Annotated in this window: 8 protein-coding genes; 4 read left to right on the top strand and 4 right to left on the bottom strand. The window is 66.3% G+C overall.

The features are described 5' to 3' along the window. Positions 1-5: 5 nt before the first annotated feature. Positions 6-3,242, bottom strand: a complete 3,237-nt coding sequence (locus tag LZ005_RS06310) for a discoidin domain-containing protein (protein WP_237805813.1) — start codon at positions 3,240-3,242, stop codon at positions 6-8. Positions 3,243-3,369: 127 nt separating this feature from the next. Here LZ005_RS06310 and LZ005_RS06305 point away from each other — a divergent pair, with 127 nt between their 5' ends. Next, positions 3,370-4,863, top strand: a complete 1,494-nt coding sequence (locus tag LZ005_RS06305; RefSeq protein WP_237805811.1) for a glycoside hydrolase family 28 protein — start codon at positions 3,370-3,372, stop codon at positions 4,861-4,863. 343 nt (positions 4,864-5,206) lie between these two features. Here LZ005_RS06305 and lldD read toward each other — a convergent pair whose 3' ends face one another. Both lldD and LZ005_RS06295 read right to left on the bottom strand, forming a co-directional pair. Next, positions 5,207-6,337, bottom strand: a complete 1,131-nt coding sequence (gene lldD, locus LZ005_RS06300) for an FMN-dependent L-lactate dehydrogenase LldD (RefSeq protein ID WP_237805809.1) — start codon at positions 6,335-6,337, stop codon at positions 5,207-5,209. Positions 6,338-6,340: 3 nt separating this feature from the next. After that, a complete protein-coding gene (locus LZ005_RS06295; protein WP_237805807.1) occupies positions 6,341-8,683 on the bottom strand; it encodes an outer membrane beta-barrel family protein in 2,343 nt (780 codons plus the stop codon). Between the two features lie 346 nt (positions 8,684-9,029). On the opposite strand from LZ005_RS06295, the gene LZ005_RS06290 reads away from it, so the two are divergent. Genes LZ005_RS06290 through LZ005_RS06280 form a run of 3 tightly spaced genes read left to right on the top strand, consistent with a single transcriptional unit; the run spans position 9,030 to position 14,562 of the window. After that, a complete protein-coding gene (locus LZ005_RS06290) occupies positions 9,030-10,241 on the top strand; it encodes a DUF4861 family protein (protein ID WP_237805805.1) in 1,212 nt (403 codons plus the stop codon). After that, positions 10,241-12,505 carry a glycoside hydrolase family 2 TIM barrel-domain containing protein gene (locus tag LZ005_RS06285; protein WP_237805803.1) on the top strand — a complete coding sequence of 755 codons (2,265 nt, stop codon included), beginning with the start codon at positions 10,241-10,243 and terminating at the stop codon, positions 12,503-12,505. The genes LZ005_RS06290 and LZ005_RS06285 overlap by 1 nt, the downstream gene beginning before the upstream one ends. After that, on the top strand, positions 12,502-14,562 hold the full coding sequence (locus LZ005_RS06280; protein ID WP_237805802.1) for a GDSL-type esterase/lipase family protein: 2,061 nt from the start codon (positions 12,502-12,504) through the stop codon (positions 14,560-14,562). The genes LZ005_RS06285 and LZ005_RS06280 overlap by 4 nt, the downstream gene beginning before the upstream one ends. Before the next feature lie 6 nt (positions 14,563-14,568). Here the strand turns inward: LZ005_RS06280 and gudD are convergent, their stop codons facing one another. After that, positions 14,569-15,900 (bottom strand): glucarate dehydratase, encoded by a 1,332-nt coding sequence (gene gudD, locus LZ005_RS06275; RefSeq protein ID WP_237805800.1) that lies wholly within the window; start codon positions 15,898-15,900, stop codon positions 14,569-14,571. Positions 15,901-16,023: the final 123 nt, after the last annotated feature.

The raw sequence follows: 16,023 nt of genomic DNA, 5'->3' as shown, positions 1-16,023 counted from the left end.
GGAGTTTAGCGCTTGCGCTTGTCCTCCACCATCCCCGCCTCGTCCACGTCGGCGGCGGCCGAGCGCGCGCGCTGGTAGCGGACCTCGCCCTCGGTCTCCGGCAGGGCCGGCCCGGTGTAGAGCACGGCCAGCTCGGCCAGCGCAGTCAATTTGTCGTTGCCAAAGCCGCTCAGCGGCGTGAATTTCAGGTACTGGGCCTTGACCTCGTCGGCGAAGCGAATCGTCTGCAAGGCAAAGCCCGAAACGAGGCTGCCGCGCTGCACCTCGCGCCACTGCTGGCCGTCGTCGGACACGGACACCAGATAGTCGCGCACATCGCCCTCGTGGTCGCGGTGATTCTGGCGCGGCATCAGCAGCAGGCCATTGAAGGGCACCGGCGCGGCGAAGCGGATCACCAGATCCGGCCGGCCCGGCACCTGCCAATTGGTATTGGGATCGCCATCGATGGCGCCTGCGCCCGCCCCCTCAGCCGTGGCGCCCAGCTTTTTCATCACGCGCGTATCGAACAGCATGGTCTGCAGTTGCGCCGGGCTCAGCATGGCGGTCGGCGCGAACGCATCACTGGCCATATAGTCGAGCAGCGAGCGGCGCAGCTGGCGCGCGACGATGCGCTCGTCGAGCTGGCTGCTGATATCGATGCTCGACACCAGCAAACGCCCCTGCCCCACGCGCGCCTCGAACAGCATGCCCAGCTTGTGATTGCGGTTCCAGTCGTCGATCGGCTGGACGATCGGCTGCAGCGCGGCAGGCAGACCGGCCAGCGGCAGGCTGCGCGCGCCGCGCACCAGCTCCGTCCATTGCCACTCCATGAAGCCCGCGGTCGGAAAGCCCGCCAGGGCCGGATGCCGGGCGTCGATCCACAGGCCCAGCATGCGCGTCCAGGCCGGGTTCATCAGGCGGTTCCAGAACACCGGCACGGTGTCGAGGGGCGCGCCATCCCAGGCGATGTCGGCCTTGCGCGGCTGATAGAGCACGCGCGCGCCCTCGGCCAGCCAGGCCTGCGCCTCGGGCCAGGACTGGGTCAGGCGCACACCCTGCGGCACGGCCGTCTCCACTTTTGCCGGATACAGCCAGAACGGCCAGTCATTCTCGATCTGGCGGCCGTCCAGCCGCACCACCAGACGGTAAGCGGCCGGGGCCGGCAATGCGGCCAGCGGCTGGACGATGCGGCCCAGCACCTGGCCGCGGCCGATGGCCAGGTCGCGCGGCGCGAACTGGCCGCCCGCGAGCGCGCGGCCCTGGCTGTCGAGCACCTGCCAGCTGGCCTGCACCGCCGTCAGCGCCGCTTGCCCGTAATGGGCCACCTCGACCGGTACATCGAGGGTATCGGCTGTGGTCAGGGTGTTGCGGCTCAGGCGCGCGAGCGGCACCGTCTCCGCGTTGTAGCGGCGGAACTCAGCCGCCGTGGCATAGGACTTCGGCTCCCAGAAGGGGTCGAGAATACCGACCAGGGCCGTGCCCTGCCCCAGATAATCGTGCAGGTCCAGCAGCTGATAGCCGGCCATGCCCGGCGTGCGCAGCACGGCCTCAATTTCCTCCTTGTAGCAGGCCAGCTGGAAGCGGCCCGAGGCATAAGCGAACTCGGCATTCTTTTCCAGCACGCCGTTGGCGCGGGCCGAGGCGCGGAAGATTTCGTAATTGCCCGGCTGCAGATAGCCGGTGAATTTCTCGATCACGCGGAAATCCGGATAGGCGACCCACTGGCCTGTTTCGTGACCGAGCACCGGCACCTGAATGCCGGCCATCGACTCCGCATAGTCGCGCCCGAACCAGCCCTTCACATTGCGCAGAGGCTTGGGCCCGATGCGCTGGACGGCGAGAAAATCCGTGCCCTGATCGAGTTCCGGCACCACCGGCTCCGTGTGGCCCGTACCATTGCTGTACAGGCGGCGCGGGTCGGCCACGCGGTAATGGGCGATCCAGGTGTCGAAGGCCGCCTTCCACTTGCCCTTCGGCTCATTGCTCGGGCTCAGCAGCAGGAAGGACGGGTGGTTGCCGTAGGCGCGGATCAGCGCCTCCGTTTCCGCATACAGCATGGCCTCCATCGGCGTACCGGGCGACACCTCATTCCACATGCCCGGCTCCGGCTGCAGATAGATGCCGACCTCGTCCGCTGCATGGAAAGCGGCCTCGGGCGGCGTGAACGAATGGAAGCGGATATGGTTGATGCCCCATTCCTTGTTGATACTGAAGATGCGCTTCCAGTAGGCGACATCGGTCGGCGGATAGCCGGTCAGCGGGAAGTCCCCGCCGTGGTGGGTGCCGCGCAGGAACACCGACCGGCCATTGACCAGAATATCGTTGCCGCGTGCCTTCACCTCCACAAAGCCAAAGCTCAGCGTGCGCGCATCGTCCGCCCCCACGCCCTGCAGGCGCAGCTGAATCTGCTGCAGGGCCGGATGCCATTCATCCCACAGGGGCGTGGCGGCCGGAAACCGCAGGCGCAGCTCCGCCGTACCGCCCTCGGCAGACCAGCGCACAGCCAGGCGCTGGCCATTGGCCGTGATCTGCCCCTGACCGGCGCGGCCACTGGCATTGCCAATTTTCACGCGCAGCACAACCGTGCGCGTGGCCACGTCCGGATAGACCTGGGCATCATCCAGATAGACCGGCGTGCTGGCGCGGAGTTCCAGCTTGCCGACGATGCCATTCCAGCTCATGCCCAGCGAATCGGACACACTATGCGCATCGGGCCGATAAGGCAGCAGCATGCGGTTGTCTACCCGCACCGCCAGCTGATGGCGGCCCGGCGCCAGCATGCCGAGTTCGTAAGTATGCTCGGCCACCAGGCTATTGCGCTCGCCCAGTTTGCGGCCATCGAGCCAGACCGTCGAACCCCAATGCGGCCGTTCCATGAACAAGCTGATGCGCTTGCCGCGCCAGCTGGCCGGCACCTCCACCTCGCGCGCATACCAGGCTGCGCCCAGATAGTGGCGCGGCGGTTGCGCCAGAAACGGCACCTTCACCTGGCCCGGCTGGGTGAAGGCCTTGTACTCATCGCGCAGCGCCCAGTTCTTGTCGTACAACGACAGAACCCAGGGTGTCGTCGTGCTGATCGGCTCGCCAAAGCCCTGGGCGTTCAATATCCCGGGCAACTGGATCTGAGCCTGCCAGGTCGATGGCGGTCCATGATCCTGCGGGTCCAGGGCAAAGCGCCAGCTACCCGACAAATCGAGACGGTCGGCCGCCTGGGCCGAGGCAGCGAGCATCAAGCTCAGCAGCAATGTGGACAGGATTTTCATGCGGACCAGTCTACCGAGGCCAGCCCGCCAGCGGCAATCGGGCCAGCGCATCTAATCGCAAGATTGAGCGGATTGCACGGGGCGAATAATGCTAGGCTCGCAGCATTGACGACCACCCGCAACGCCCATGTCCGCACGCCGCCAGTTTCTCGCCACCACCGCCCTGCTCGGCCTCACCGGCACGATCCACGCCCAGCCCCTGCAACACAATGTGCGCGACTACGGCGCCAAGGGCGACGGCAAGGCCCTCGATACCGAGGCCATCCAGCGCGCCATCGACGCCGCCGCGCAGGCAGGCGGCGGCACCGTGCTGCTGCCGGCCGGCCAGTATCTGAGCTTTACCCTGCACCTGAAATCCCACGTCACCCTGCACCTGGACAACGGCAGCCTGCTGATCGCCGCCGAGCCCGGTACGGAAGGCAAGGCCTACGACCTGGCCGAGCCCAATCCCTGGGACATGTACCAGGACTTCGGCCACAGCCACTGGCACAACAGCCTCATCGTCGGCGATGGCATCACGCATGTGGCGATCACCGGCCAGGGCCGCATCTGGGGCCGCGGGCTGACGCGCCAGGGACCCGGCCCACGCCGCCAGAGCAAGCCCGGCGACATGCCCAGTTCGCTCGGCAATGCCGACCCCATGGGCGAACGCCAGAAGCCCGGCCAGGAATACGCGGCCGACATGAAGGGCAAGGGCAACAAAGCCATCGCCCTCAAGAACTGCCGCCACGTGCTGCTGCGCGACTTCAGCATACTGAAAGGCGGCCATTTCGCCGTGCTGGCAACCGGCGTCGACCATCTGACGATCGACAATCTCCAGGTCGATACCGAGCGCGACGGCTTCGACATCGACGCCTGCCATTACGTGCGCATCGCCAATTGCGGCGTGAACAGCCCGAACGACGACGCCATCTGCCTCAAGAGTTCGTATGCGCTGGGCAGCGCGCGCATGACCGAGAACGTGGTAATCACCAACTGCCAGGTATCCGGCTACGACCTCGGCACCTATCTCGACGGCAGCTTTGGCCGCACGACCCAGCGCGCGCCCGATCTCGAAGGCGTGTGCGGGCGCATCAAGCTCGGCACCGAATCGAACGGCGGCTTTCGCAACATCGCCATCAGCAACTGCGTGTTCGAGCGCTGCCGCGGGCTGGCGATCGAGAGTGTGGACGGCGCGCTGATCGAGGACGTGGTGGTCAGCAATCTGGCCATGCGCGAGCTGACCAATTCTCCGATCTTCATCCGCCTGGGCCGACGCATGCGCGCGCCCGAAGGCACGCCGGTGGGCAAGATCCGGCGCATCAGCATCCACCAGGTGAGCGTTGCCAGCGCCGCCCACGAGTACGCCAGCATCATCGCCGGCCTGCCCGGCCATCCGATCGAGGACGTCGTGCTGTCGAACATCACGACTGTGCATGCCGGCGGCGGCAAGCGCGAGGACGCCGAGCGCCCGATCCCCGAAAACGAGACCATGTATCCCGAGCCCAGCATGTTCGGCGTCACACCCGCGTACGGCCTGTACGCACGCCACGTGAAAGGCCTACGCCTGCAGCAAGTCCAATTCAAGCTGCACAGCCCCGAAGCCCGCCCCGCCATCATCACCGACGACGTCACCGATTAAGAACGGGGTCAGGTCCGGCAATCGGACATGTCGAAACTAAGCGGCCCGCAAATTGTCGCGCGATGAGCGAGACAATTTGCGGGCCATTTGGTTCTCGGATGTCCGATTGCCGGACCTGACCCCGTGTTTAGGCGAGCCAGGTGAAAGGCCGCCATCTGCAGCAAGTCCAATTCAAGCGGCGCAGCCCCGACGCCCGCCCCGCCATCATCAGATTAAGAACGGGGTCAGGTCCGGCAATCGGACATGTTGAAACTAAGCGGCCCGCAAATTGTCGCGCCATGAGCGAGACAATCTGCGGGCCATTTGGTTCTCGGATGTCCGATTGCCGGACCTGACCCCGTGTTTAGGCGAGCAGGTGGGGGCCGATGTCGCGGATCGACTTGACGCCGGTGAGCACCATGTTCGTGCGGATGTCCTTTTCCATGATCGCCAGGAGCTTTTCGACACCGGCCTGGCCTTGCGCGGCCAGCGCATAGACGAAGGCGCGGCCGATCAGCACGCCATCGGCGCCGAGCGCGAGCAGGCGGAAAACGTCGGTGCCGGTACGTACGCCGCTGTCGGCGAAAATGCTCATCTGGCCTTTGACGGCGTCGGCAATCGCGGGCAGGGCCTGCGCCGTGCTGAGCGCGCCGTCGAGCTGGCGCCCACCGTGGTTGGAGACGACGATGCCGTCGGCCCCGAAGCGCTGCGCGGCGCGCGCGTCATCGGCTTCGAGTATGCCTTTGATGACCATCGGCCCCTGCCATTCTTCGCGGATCCATTCGAGGTCCTTCCAGCCAATGCCGGGATCGAAATTGGCGCCGAGCCAGCCGATGTAGTCCTCCAGCCCGGTGGCATGGCCGCGGTAGGCGGAGATATTGCCGAGGTCGTGGGGCCGGCCGAACACGCCGACGTCGAGCGCCCAGGTCGGATGCAGCATGGCCTGCATGATCCGGCGCAGCGCGGCGTTCGGTCCGCTCATGCCGCTGTGGGCGTCGCGGTAGCGCGCGCCGGGCACGGGCATGTCGACGGTGAACACGAGGGTGCTGGCGCCGAGGTCCTTGGCGCGCTGCAGCACGTCGCGCATGAAGCCGCGGTCTTTCAGCACATACAGCTGGAACCAGATCGGCTGGCTGACCTGGCGCGCGACCTCGGCCAGCGGGCAGACCGACACGGTGGACTGGATGAAGGGGATATTGCGGCTGGCGGCGGCGCGCGCGGCCTGCACTTCGCCGCGCCGCGCATACATCCCGGTCAGGCCGACCGGGGCCAGCCCGATCGGCAGATCGTGCTGGCGGCCGAACCACGTGGTGCTGAGGTCGAGCTGCTCGGACCCTTGCAGCACGCGCTGGCGCAGCTTGACTTGCTGCAGATCGTCGACATTGGCGCGCAGGGTCTGCTCGGCCCCGGCGCCGCCATCGAGATAGTGGAACAGAAACGGTGGCAGCTTGCGCCGCGCCGCCTCGCGAAAATCAGTAGCGGAAGAAATGATCATCGTTTAGATGCCGGGACCGCCGCCCCCGCCGCCGCCCGGGCCCATGCCGCCGGGACCCATGCCGCCGCCGGGACCACGCATGCCGGGCGTGCCGTCGCCGCGGCGGAAGCGCTGGTCTCCAGTGACGCCACCGAGCGTGTAGCGGAAGCCGATGTAGATGATGCGGCCATCGTAACGGGTGGTGGTGGTCTGGCGCAGGAAGTCGGAAGTGGTGTGCGATTCCATGCGGTTGGTGTTGAAAATATCGGTGCTGTTGATCAGCATCGTCAGGGTCGGGCTGAAGCGGTGCGACCAGGTCAGGTTGGCGGTCCAGTTCGGATCGCGGTAACCCTGGCCGTACAGCTGCTTGCCCTGGCCGTTGATCGCCAGCTGAATCTGGTCGGCCTCGTTGAGCTGGTAATTCAGGCGCGCGCGGCAGGACACGGCATTGCCGCTCAGTGTAGCCGGTCCGCCGAACAGGCTGGCAAACTGGGTCTGCTCGCTATGCCGCCAGTTGCCGTTCAGGTTGACGGTCAGGCCGGGCAGCGGTTTGCCGCTGAACACCAGCTCGACCCCGCGCGACTTGGACGTGCCGAAGTTTTCGCGCGTGGTCACCACGATGTCCTGGCCGTTCTCGTCCTTGGCCAGGCTCTGGCGTTGGGTGACGACATCGTCCTCCACCCGGCTGAACAGGCGCACGTCGGTCTTCACGCCGGCCACAGTGGAGTCGTAGCTGAGCTCGTAGGAATTGCTCTGCGACGGCTTGAGCTTGGGATTACCCACGCTGCGGTCGGTCGGCGACTGGTAGACGATGTAGGGATTCAGATCGTTCGAGTTGGGCCGGTGCAGGCGGTGCGAATAGGCGAGCCGCAGCGTGGTGTCCTTGTCCAGCTTGTAGGACACGAAGGCGCTCGGCATCGTGTTGTTGTAGCTATTGCTGACCGAAATGTGCGAGGTCAGCTGTTCGAGGTCGATCTTGGTGTGCTCGGTGCGCAGGCCGCCCTTCACGCTCCAGCGCTCGTTGAGCCGGTATTCGTAGCTGGCATAGGCCGCGCTCACGCGCTCATCGACATTGAAGGCATTGGTGTAGATGCCATTGATCGTCTCGTTGCCGGTCACCGGGTCGGTGTTGGTGTAGCGGGTGTCGAAATCCTGGGTGGTGTCGATCACCTTGATGCCAGCCACCAGATAGCCATCCTCGCCCAGCTTGCCGAGGTAGTCGACCGTGAAGTCGCTTAGGCGCGTCGACGGATCGCGGTACTGGCTGCTGATGTCGTCCGGGCGCGGGTAAGTGCTGAGGGTAAAGGTGCGGCGCGCATGCACGTTCGAGGGGCTCTTGCTCGACGAGACGCGCAGGTCGGCCTTGATCGTCGCATCGTCCTCCATCTTGTGCTCGTAGAACACGCTGCCGCTGTGGCTGGTGGAGGTGCCGGAATTGCTGGTGCTGCGCAGCGAATCGCCGAGCAAATGGCCGTCGCTCGCGTAATCGAGGTAGTGGGTCAGGCCGTTGCTGTCGCGCCCGCCGTGGTTATAGCCGAGCGAGCCGCCCATCCGGTCGGCCGTGCCGACGTTGTAGCGGAAATTCGTCGCGAAATTGACGTTGTCGTTCAGGCCCTTGCTGCGCCCTTCCTGGGTGCTGGGGCTGATGGCGCGGCTGATCGGGTCAATCCGCTCGCGCTCGGTGAAACTGTTGCTGCCGCGGCCGTCATGGCGAAAATTCAGGAAGGCGTCGACCGAGGCATAGCCCTCGCTGTAACTGCCGTTGATGCCGCCGTTGTATCGTCCGGCCGTGCCGTAGTTGCCATTGATGCCGCCAAAGCCGCCCGGCTTGCGATTGCGGCGCGAGATGAAATTCAGAATCGGCCCGCCGCCGCCTTCATTGCCGAACTCGGCGCCCGGGTTGTTGATCACTTCGATCGACTCGATGAAATCGGCCGGCATGGCATTCAGGGCCGCGCCGCGGTTCTCGCCGGACAGCATGGCCGAGGGTTTGCCGTCGAGCAGAATCGTCACGTTCTGGTTGCCGCGCAGGCGCACCGCGCCGTCCGGGTCCACCTGCACTGAGGGCACATTCGACAGCGCGTCGGCGGCCGAGGCATTGCTGGTGCTGATATCGGATTTGACGTCATACACCTGGCGGTCGATGCGGTTGGTGGGGCGCTCGGCCACCACCTCCACCTGTTGCATGGGAGCGGCATCGGCGGCCGGATCGGTCTTCTTCTCGGGCGTGGCGGTGGTGCTGGCCGCCGGCTTGGCGGGCTGGGCCGGCGCGGCCGGGTCCTTGGCGGCCGGCGCGGGCGCGCTCTGGGCCAGGGCGGCGCCGGCTTGCAGGGTAATCAGAAGACAGCTGGTGATGGGCAATCGCATGGGGTTTTCCGGTGGTGCCGTCACGTTGGGCGCGGCACGCCGACACTGTAAACCGTGCTGGCCCCGCCTGGTGATCCGGCTTTGCTAAACAATCATCAGCTTGATCGCGTCGTGTGTATGGGCGATCAAGAACTTGAGTATTTTAAACCTTGTGTTGGGGCCGGAACCAAGTGGTCAGGCCACTGTGACACACTACTCTGCGTTTGTAAGCCCAGTGTGTCTGAAAGATATACATTACTTTACAAACAGCATGTCTCCACGCGGGGATTTACGACTACAATCCGAAAAAGCAACCCGACCAATTTGCATAATTGGTTAGACCACTTTGATTTCGACGGAACCCACGATGCGCCACCTTGCCCTGCTTTCCCTTGCCCTGCCCCTCGCCGCCACCGCCGCCGAGCGCATGACGATCACGGTCACCAACGAGCTGGACGCGGAGCGTCCGTCCGAGACCATTGCCGTACCCTGGACGGCCGTCAACGCGGCCCTGCCGGGCGCGCGCCTGCAGCAGCTGGTCGTCAAGGATGCCAAAGGCCAGGTGCTGGCTTACCAGGTGACGAATGTGGCGCCGCTGATCAAAGACCCGAAAAACGTCGGCGCGGCCTACGGTGAACTGCTGTTCCAGCACAGCTTTGCCAAGGGCGAGAAGGCGGCCAGCTTCACGGTCGAAAAAATCGACGGCGTGGCGCCGGTCTTCCCGGCCAAGGCCTTTGGGCGCTATGTGCCCGAGCGTCTGGACGACTTCGCCTGGGAAAACGACCGTCTGGCCCACCGTATGTATGGTCCGGCCCTGGCGGCACCGGCCCCGGCCGGCACGGACAAGGAAGTGCTGGTCACTAGCGGCATCGACATCTGGTTCAAGCGCGTCAGCTATCCGATCGTCGACCGCTGGTACAACAAGGGCCACGACCACTACCACGTGGACGAAGGCGAAGGCATGGACATGTACTCGGTCGGCACCACGCGCGGCCTGGGCGGCACCGGCATCTGGGATGGCAAACGCCTCTACGTCGGCCGCAACTACGCCACCTGGAAAGTGCTGGCCAACGGCCCCGTGCGCACGACTTTCGAAGTCACTTATGACACCTGGGACGGCGGCGGTGTCGGCGTCAGCGAAACCAAGCGCATCTCGCTCGACGCGGGCCAGCAGTTCGACCGCGTGGAAAGCACCTTCTACTTCGGCGGCAAGGCTGAGCTGACGGCCGCGGTCGGCGTGAACAAGGCGCCCACCGACAAGGGCCAGGAGCCGAGAACCGAATTCAAACTGATGGAACCGGAAGGCGCCACCCTGCAGTGGTTCCAGCAAAAGACCAATGGCGACTTCGGCACCGCCATCGTCATTCCGGGCGCCCCGGCCCAGTTCGCCGCGGATGACAAGAATCTGCTGCTGCTGGCCAAGGTCAAGTCGGGCCAGCCGCTGCGCTACCTGATGGGCGCCGCCTGGAACCGCGCGAGCGATGTGAAATCCATGGCCGACTGGCAGGCCATGGTCAGCAATATGGTGGCGCGTGAACGCAATCCGCTGAAGGTCAGCTGGTCGGCGGAGGGCCAATAATGCGCCGCACGAGGCTGGCGGCCCTGCTGGTCCTGATCTTTGCCCTGCCCGCCTGGGCGCTCGACGGCCGCGTGACCCAGGACTTCGACGCCGGCTGGCGTTTTCTGAAAGGCGATGCCAAGGGCGCGGAGCAGCCGGGCTTTCGCGATGAGGCCTGGCGCAGCCTGGCCGTGCCGCACGACTGGTCGATCGAAGGCCCCTACGATCAGGCCGCGCCAGCCGGTCGCGGCGGCGGCTATCTGCCCACCGGCATTGGCTGGTACCGCAAGCGCTTCACCGTCCCCAAGGATGAAGCTGGGCGCAGCGTGCGCATCGAATTCGACGGCATCATGGCCAATGCCGAGGTCTGGATCAACGGCAAGCGCCTCGGCCAACGGCCTTACGGCTACAGCAGCTACAGCTACGATCTGACGCCCCATCTGAAAGTCGGCGGCGCCAATGTGCTGGCGGTGCGGGTAGATAATAGCGTGCAGCCGGCCTCGCGCTACTACACGGGCGCGGGCATCTACCGCCATGTGCGCCTGGTCAGCACGGCGCCGCAGTTCCTGCAATCCGTTTTCATCGCAACACAATCTGTTACGAACGAAACAGCCACGCTGCGCGTGCAGGCCGATGCCGGCAAGGCGGACGCCAGCATCAGCACCAGCATCTACGACCCGTCCGGCAAGGAAGTTGCCCGGCACACGGGCGCTGCGAGCACGTTTGAGCTAAACATCCCGGCGCCGCAGCGCTGGGGCCTGTCCAGCCCGCGCCTGTACCGCGCTGTGACCCAGTTGCGCAAGGACGGCAAGCTGCTCGATGAGCAGACGACGCGCTTCGGCATCCGCTCGGCCCGCTTTGACGCCGACACCGGCTTCTGGCTCAACGACGAGAACATCAAGCTCTACGGCGTCTGCCTGCACCACGATGGCGGCGCCGTCGGCGCGGCTGTGCCGCTCGACGTCTGGCGCTATCGCCTCGGCAAGCTCAAGGAAGCGGGCGTGAATGCGATCCGCACCTCGCACAACCCGGTGGCGCCGGAGTTCCTCGACCTGGCCGATGAGATGGGTTTCCTCGTCATGGACGAAACCTTCGATACCTGGACGGCCGCCAAGCAGTTTGGCGAACAGGGCTACAACCGCTTCTTCAGCCAGTGGTGGGAAGCCGATACGCGCAGCATGGTGGTGCGCGACCGTAACCACCCGTCGATCGTGCTCTACAGCGTGGGCAATGAAATCCACGACGACCTGAACTCGCCCGAGGGCTTCCGCAAATACGCCCAGCAGCAGGACCTGATCCACCAGCTCGACCCGACCCGGCCCGTGACCATGGGCCTGTTCCGCCCGGCCCTGTCGAAGGTGTACGAAAACGGCTTTGCCGACACCATGGACATCATCGGTCAGAACTACCGGCCCAAGGAGCTGATCGCCGTCCACCAGGCCAAGCCCACGCGCAAGGTGATCGGCACCGAGAACGACCACTCGCTCGAACAATGGCTGGCCCTGCGCGACAACCCCTTCTATGCGGGCCAGTTCCTGTGGACCGGCTTTGCCTATCTGGGCGAGGCCGACTGGCCGGCGACGACCTGGAACAATGCCCTGTTCAACCGCATCGGCAGCTGGACCCATTTCGGCCTGCAGCGCCAGAGCTGGTGGAGCCGCCAGCCGGTGGTGCACATCGTGCGGCGCGACGGCAATGCCGGCGCCGGCAACTGGGTGGCCGACTGGACGCCGCGCGATCCGGACAGCTATGACGAAGCCCAGGTGGCCGTGTATTCGAACGCGGAAGAAGTCGAACTCTTCCTCAACGATAAATCGCTCGGTGTGAAGAAGAAGCCGGCCAACGACGCCCCGCGCATCTGGACCACGGCCTATGCCGCCGGCGCCCTGCGCGCCGAAGCCCGCAATGGCGGCCGCGCCGTGGCCAGCGAAACCCTGCGCACAGCCGGCGCGCCGGCCAGCATCGCCCTGACCACTACGCGCCAGCGGCTTGGCACCAGCTTTGACGATGCCGCGCTGGTGGAAGTGCGCGTGCTCGACGCCCAGGGCACATTGGTCCCGGTGGGGAGTCTGCCGATCAGCTTCAAGCTCGACGGCGCGGGCCGCATCGCCGCCGTCGACAATGGCGATGCCAACAGCCACGCCAGCTATCAGGCGCCGCAATGCGCGAGCTACGCCGGGCGCTGTCTCGCCATCGTGAAGGCCACGGCCGCCAAGGGCAGGCTGGTGTTCACCGCCAGCGCGCCGAATCTGCCGTCCGCGACCCTCACCCTGAGCACCGAATGAAGGCCCTGCCCCTGCTGCTTGCCCTGCTGGGCGGGCCGGCCCTGGCCGCCGGTCCGCTGCAATTCGATTTTTCGGCCGGGCCGCAGCCGGTCTACAGCGCCGCGCGCGGCTACGGCAGCGAGCCGCAGCAGCCGCAGGCCTTCAGCGTCGATGTCCCCGAGGGGAATTACCGCGTCACCGTCACCCTCGGCGGCAAGGACGCGGGCGACACCACCATCAAGGCCGAACTGCGCCGCCTGATGCTGGAGGCCGTGGCCACCGCGCCCGGCCAGCGCCTCACGCGCAGATTCATCGTCAATGTGCGCACGCCGAAGATTCCGGCGCTCGCGGGCATCGCCGCCGGCGAGGTCAGACTCAAAACCCCGCGCGAAGCGATCGACGAAGCCTGGGCCTGGGACGGCCGCCTGACCCTGTCCTTCGAAGGTAAACACCCGCAGGTACAGGCGGTGCGCATCGAGCCGGTGAGCGTGCCGACGGTCTTCCTGCTGGGCGACTCCACCGTGGCCGACCAGTCGGGCGAGCCGTATGCCAGCTGGGGCCAGATGCTGCCGCGCTTTGTGACGGGCGAAGTGGCCGTGGCCAACCACGCGGAATCGGGCGAGACCTACCGCGACTCGATCGGCCGCCGCCGGCTCGATAAGGTGGTGGCCAGCCTGCGCCCGGGCGACACCGTGCTGCTGCAGTTCGGGCACAACGACCAGAAGCAGCTCGCCAGCGGCAAAGGCAGCCTGGCCAGCTATCAGGCCGAGCTGACCCAGCACATCGACGCCATCCGCGCGCGCGGCGGCGTGGCCGTGGTGCTGTCGCCGATGGAGCGGCGCGGCTTCAATGCCCAGGGCGAGGTACTGCCCTCGCTGATCGACTATGCGAATGCCGCCCGCAGCGCGGCCGCCGCCGCAGGCGCGCCCTTCATCGACCTGAACGCCCTGAGCAAGCCGCTGTATCAGCGCTTTGGGGTGGAGGGCTCGAAGCAGCTGTTCGCCCAGCCCGCGCCTGACCGCATCGACAACACCCACCACAGCAACCGCGGCGCCTGGGAACTGGCGCGCCTGGTCGCCAGCCAGCTAAAGCAGGTGCAGCCCGCGCTCGCGCCCTTCATCGCGCCCGACCTCGAGCAAGCCAGTTTCGCCGTGCCGCCCAGCCCCGGCAAGCAGGCCGCGCGTCCGCTCGGCGACGAGGCCGTGGCCTATGTCTTCGCCTATTTCATCGAGAACGGCAAGGACGGCCTGCACCTGGCCGCCAGCACCGACGGCTACCACTGGGAGAAGCTGGGCGGCGGCGCCGCCTTCCTGCGCTCCGACCTCGGTGCGGGCCTGATGCGCGACCCCTGCCTGCTGCGCGGTCCCGATGGCCTGTTCCATCTGGTCTGGACCACGGGCTGGAACGACCGCATCATCGGCTACGCCGCCTCGGCCGATCTGAAAACCTGGACCACGCCGCGCGCCCTGCCCGTGATGGAGAGCGAACCCACGGCGCGCAATGCCTGGGCGCCCGAAATCACCTGGGACGCGGCCAAGGGCGAATACCTGCTCATGTGGGCGTCCACCGTGCCGGGCCGTTTCGCCGCGAGCGATGGCCAGTCCGAGAACGGCTACAACCACCGCATCTACACGAGCAGCACGCGCGACCTGTACATGCTGACGCCGCCGAAAGTGATGTTCGATCCGGGCTTTTCGTCGATCGACGCCACCTTTGTGCAGAAGGACGGCCAGACCTATCTACTGTACAAGGATGAAACGCGCTACCCGCCGCGCAAGCACCTGCTGCTGGCTCCCGTCAGCGGCGGCCTGCAGGGCCAGGTGGGCGCGCCGTCCGCGCCGATCAGCCCCGCCGGCGAATGGGCCGAAGGGCCGACCGCGCTGCAGGTGGGCCGGGACGTCATCGTCTACTACGACGCCTACCAGGCCAAGCACTACCGCGCATTGCGCTCGCGCGATCTGATCCACTGGGAGAACGTGAGCGACAAGATGCACTTCCCCGACGAAGGGACGCCGCAGCGCATGCGCCACGGGACCGCCATCGCCGTGCCGGCGAGCCTGCTGCCGGCGCTGCGCTGACGCTCCTCAGTCGCGCACCAGACAGGGGCGCTTGGGCTTGAATATCCAGCCCGGGATCAGATACTGCATCGCCATCGCATCGTCGCGCGCGCCCAGGCCCTTGGCCTGGTACAGCGCGTGCGCCTGCTCGACCGCGTCCATATCGAGCTCCACGCCGAGCCCCGGCGCGCTGGGCACGGCGACCTGGCCATCAAGGATCTGCAGCGGATTGCGCGTCAGGTATTGGCCGTCCTGCCAGATCCAGTGCGTGTCGATGGCCGTGATCTGGCCCGGCGCCGCTGCCGCCACATGGGTGAACATCGCGAGCGACACATCGAAGTGATTGTTGGAGTGCGAGCCCCAGGTCAGGCCCCACTCATGACACATCTGCGCCACCCGCACCGAACCGGCCATGGTCCAGAAATGCGGGTCCGCCAGCGGAATGCTGACCGACTGCAGCATCACCGCATGGCCCATTTCGCGCCAGTCGGTGGCGATCATATTGGTGGCAGTGGGCAGACCGGTGGCGCGGCGAAATTCGGCCATCACCTCGCGGCCCGAAAAGCCGTTCTCCGCGCCGCACGGATCTTCGGCATAAGCCAGCACCTCACCCTTGCCGCGGCATAGGCGCACGGCCTCGGCCAGCGACCAGGCGCCGTTCGGGTCGAGCGTGATGCGCGCCTCGGGAAAGCGCGCATGCAGGGCCGTCACCGCCTCGATCTCGGCGTCGCCGGCCAGCACGCCGCCTTTCAGTTTGAAGTCCTGAAAACCATAGCGGCGCTGGGCCGCCTCGGCCAGACGCAGCACCCCAGCGGTGTCCAGGGCGGCCTCGTGGCGCAGGCGCAGCCAGTCGTCTTCGGCTTGGGGCGCGCTGTCGTAGTCCAGGTCCGTCTGGCGCCGGTCGCCGATGTAGAACAGGTAGCCGAGCATCGGCACCTGCGCGCGCTGCTGCCCGTCGCCGAGCAGGGCACACACGGGCAGGCCAAGGAATTTGCCGAGCAAATCGAGCAGCGCCGCCTCCAGCGCGGTGACGGCATGCACCATCACGCGCAGGTCGAAGGTCTGTTGGCCACGCCCGCCCGCATCGCGGTCGGCAAAGGCGGCGCGCACGGCATTCAGAATCGCGCGATAGTCGCCAACCGGCTGGCCGATCACCAGCGCAGCGGCTTCCTCCAATGTACGCCGGATCGCCTCGCCGCCCGGCACCTCGCCCACGCCGGTCGCACCCGAACTGTCGGTCAGCAGCACCAGATTGCGCGTGAAGTAAGGCCCGTGCGCGCCCGACAGATTAAGCAGCATGCTGTCGCGCCCGGCGACGGGAATGACACGGACGGCGGTGACGAGGGGAGACGAAGACATGGCGGATTCCTTGACGATGGTAGCGCTACCGTAACACATCTGCATCCGCGCTGCGCAGCTCTTGCCGCATTCAATCAAGCCCATGATCAAAGCAGTCGCAAGGATTGACGCTGCCCAGACCCC

It is taken from the genome of Massilia sp. TS11 (genome assembly GCF_022012445.1).
Taxonomy (GTDB): domain Bacteria; phylum Pseudomonadota; class Gammaproteobacteria; order Burkholderiales; family Burkholderiaceae_D; genus Telluria.
The sequence above is the reverse complement of the archived record's forward strand: the minus strand, read 5'-3'. Positions and strand labels throughout refer to the sequence as shown.

What these genes read in the sequence shown, in the direction of transcription:
- LZ005_RS06310 (WP_237805813.1), bottom strand. Translation starts at nt 3,242, where the DNA reads ATGAAAATCCTGTCCACATTGCTGCTGAGCTTGATGCTCGCTGCCTCG.
- LZ005_RS06305 (WP_237805811.1), top strand. Translation starts at nt 3,370, where the DNA reads ATGTCCGCACGCCGCCAGTTTCTCGCCACCACCGCCCTGCTCGGCCTC.
- lldD (WP_237805809.1), bottom strand. Translation starts at nt 6,337, where the DNA reads ATGATCATTTCTTCCGCTACTGATTTTCGCGAGGCGGCGCGGCGCAAG.
- LZ005_RS06295 (WP_237805807.1), bottom strand. Translation starts at nt 8,683, where the DNA reads ATGCGATTGCCCATCACCAGCTGTCTTCTGATTACCCTGCAAGCCGGC.
- LZ005_RS06290 (WP_237805805.1), top strand. Translation starts at nt 9,030, where the DNA reads ATGCGCCACCTTGCCCTGCTTTCCCTTGCCCTGCCCCTCGCCGCCACC.
- LZ005_RS06285 (WP_237805803.1), top strand. Translation starts at nt 10,241, where the DNA reads ATGCGCCGCACGAGGCTGGCGGCCCTGCTGGTCCTGATCTTTGCCCTG.
- LZ005_RS06280 (WP_237805802.1), top strand. Translation starts at nt 12,502, where the DNA reads ATGAAGGCCCTGCCCCTGCTGCTTGCCCTGCTGGGCGGGCCGGCCCTG.
- gudD (WP_237805800.1), bottom strand. Translation starts at nt 15,900, where the DNA reads ATGTCTTCGTCTCCCCTCGTCACCGCCGTCCGTGTCATTCCCGTCGCC.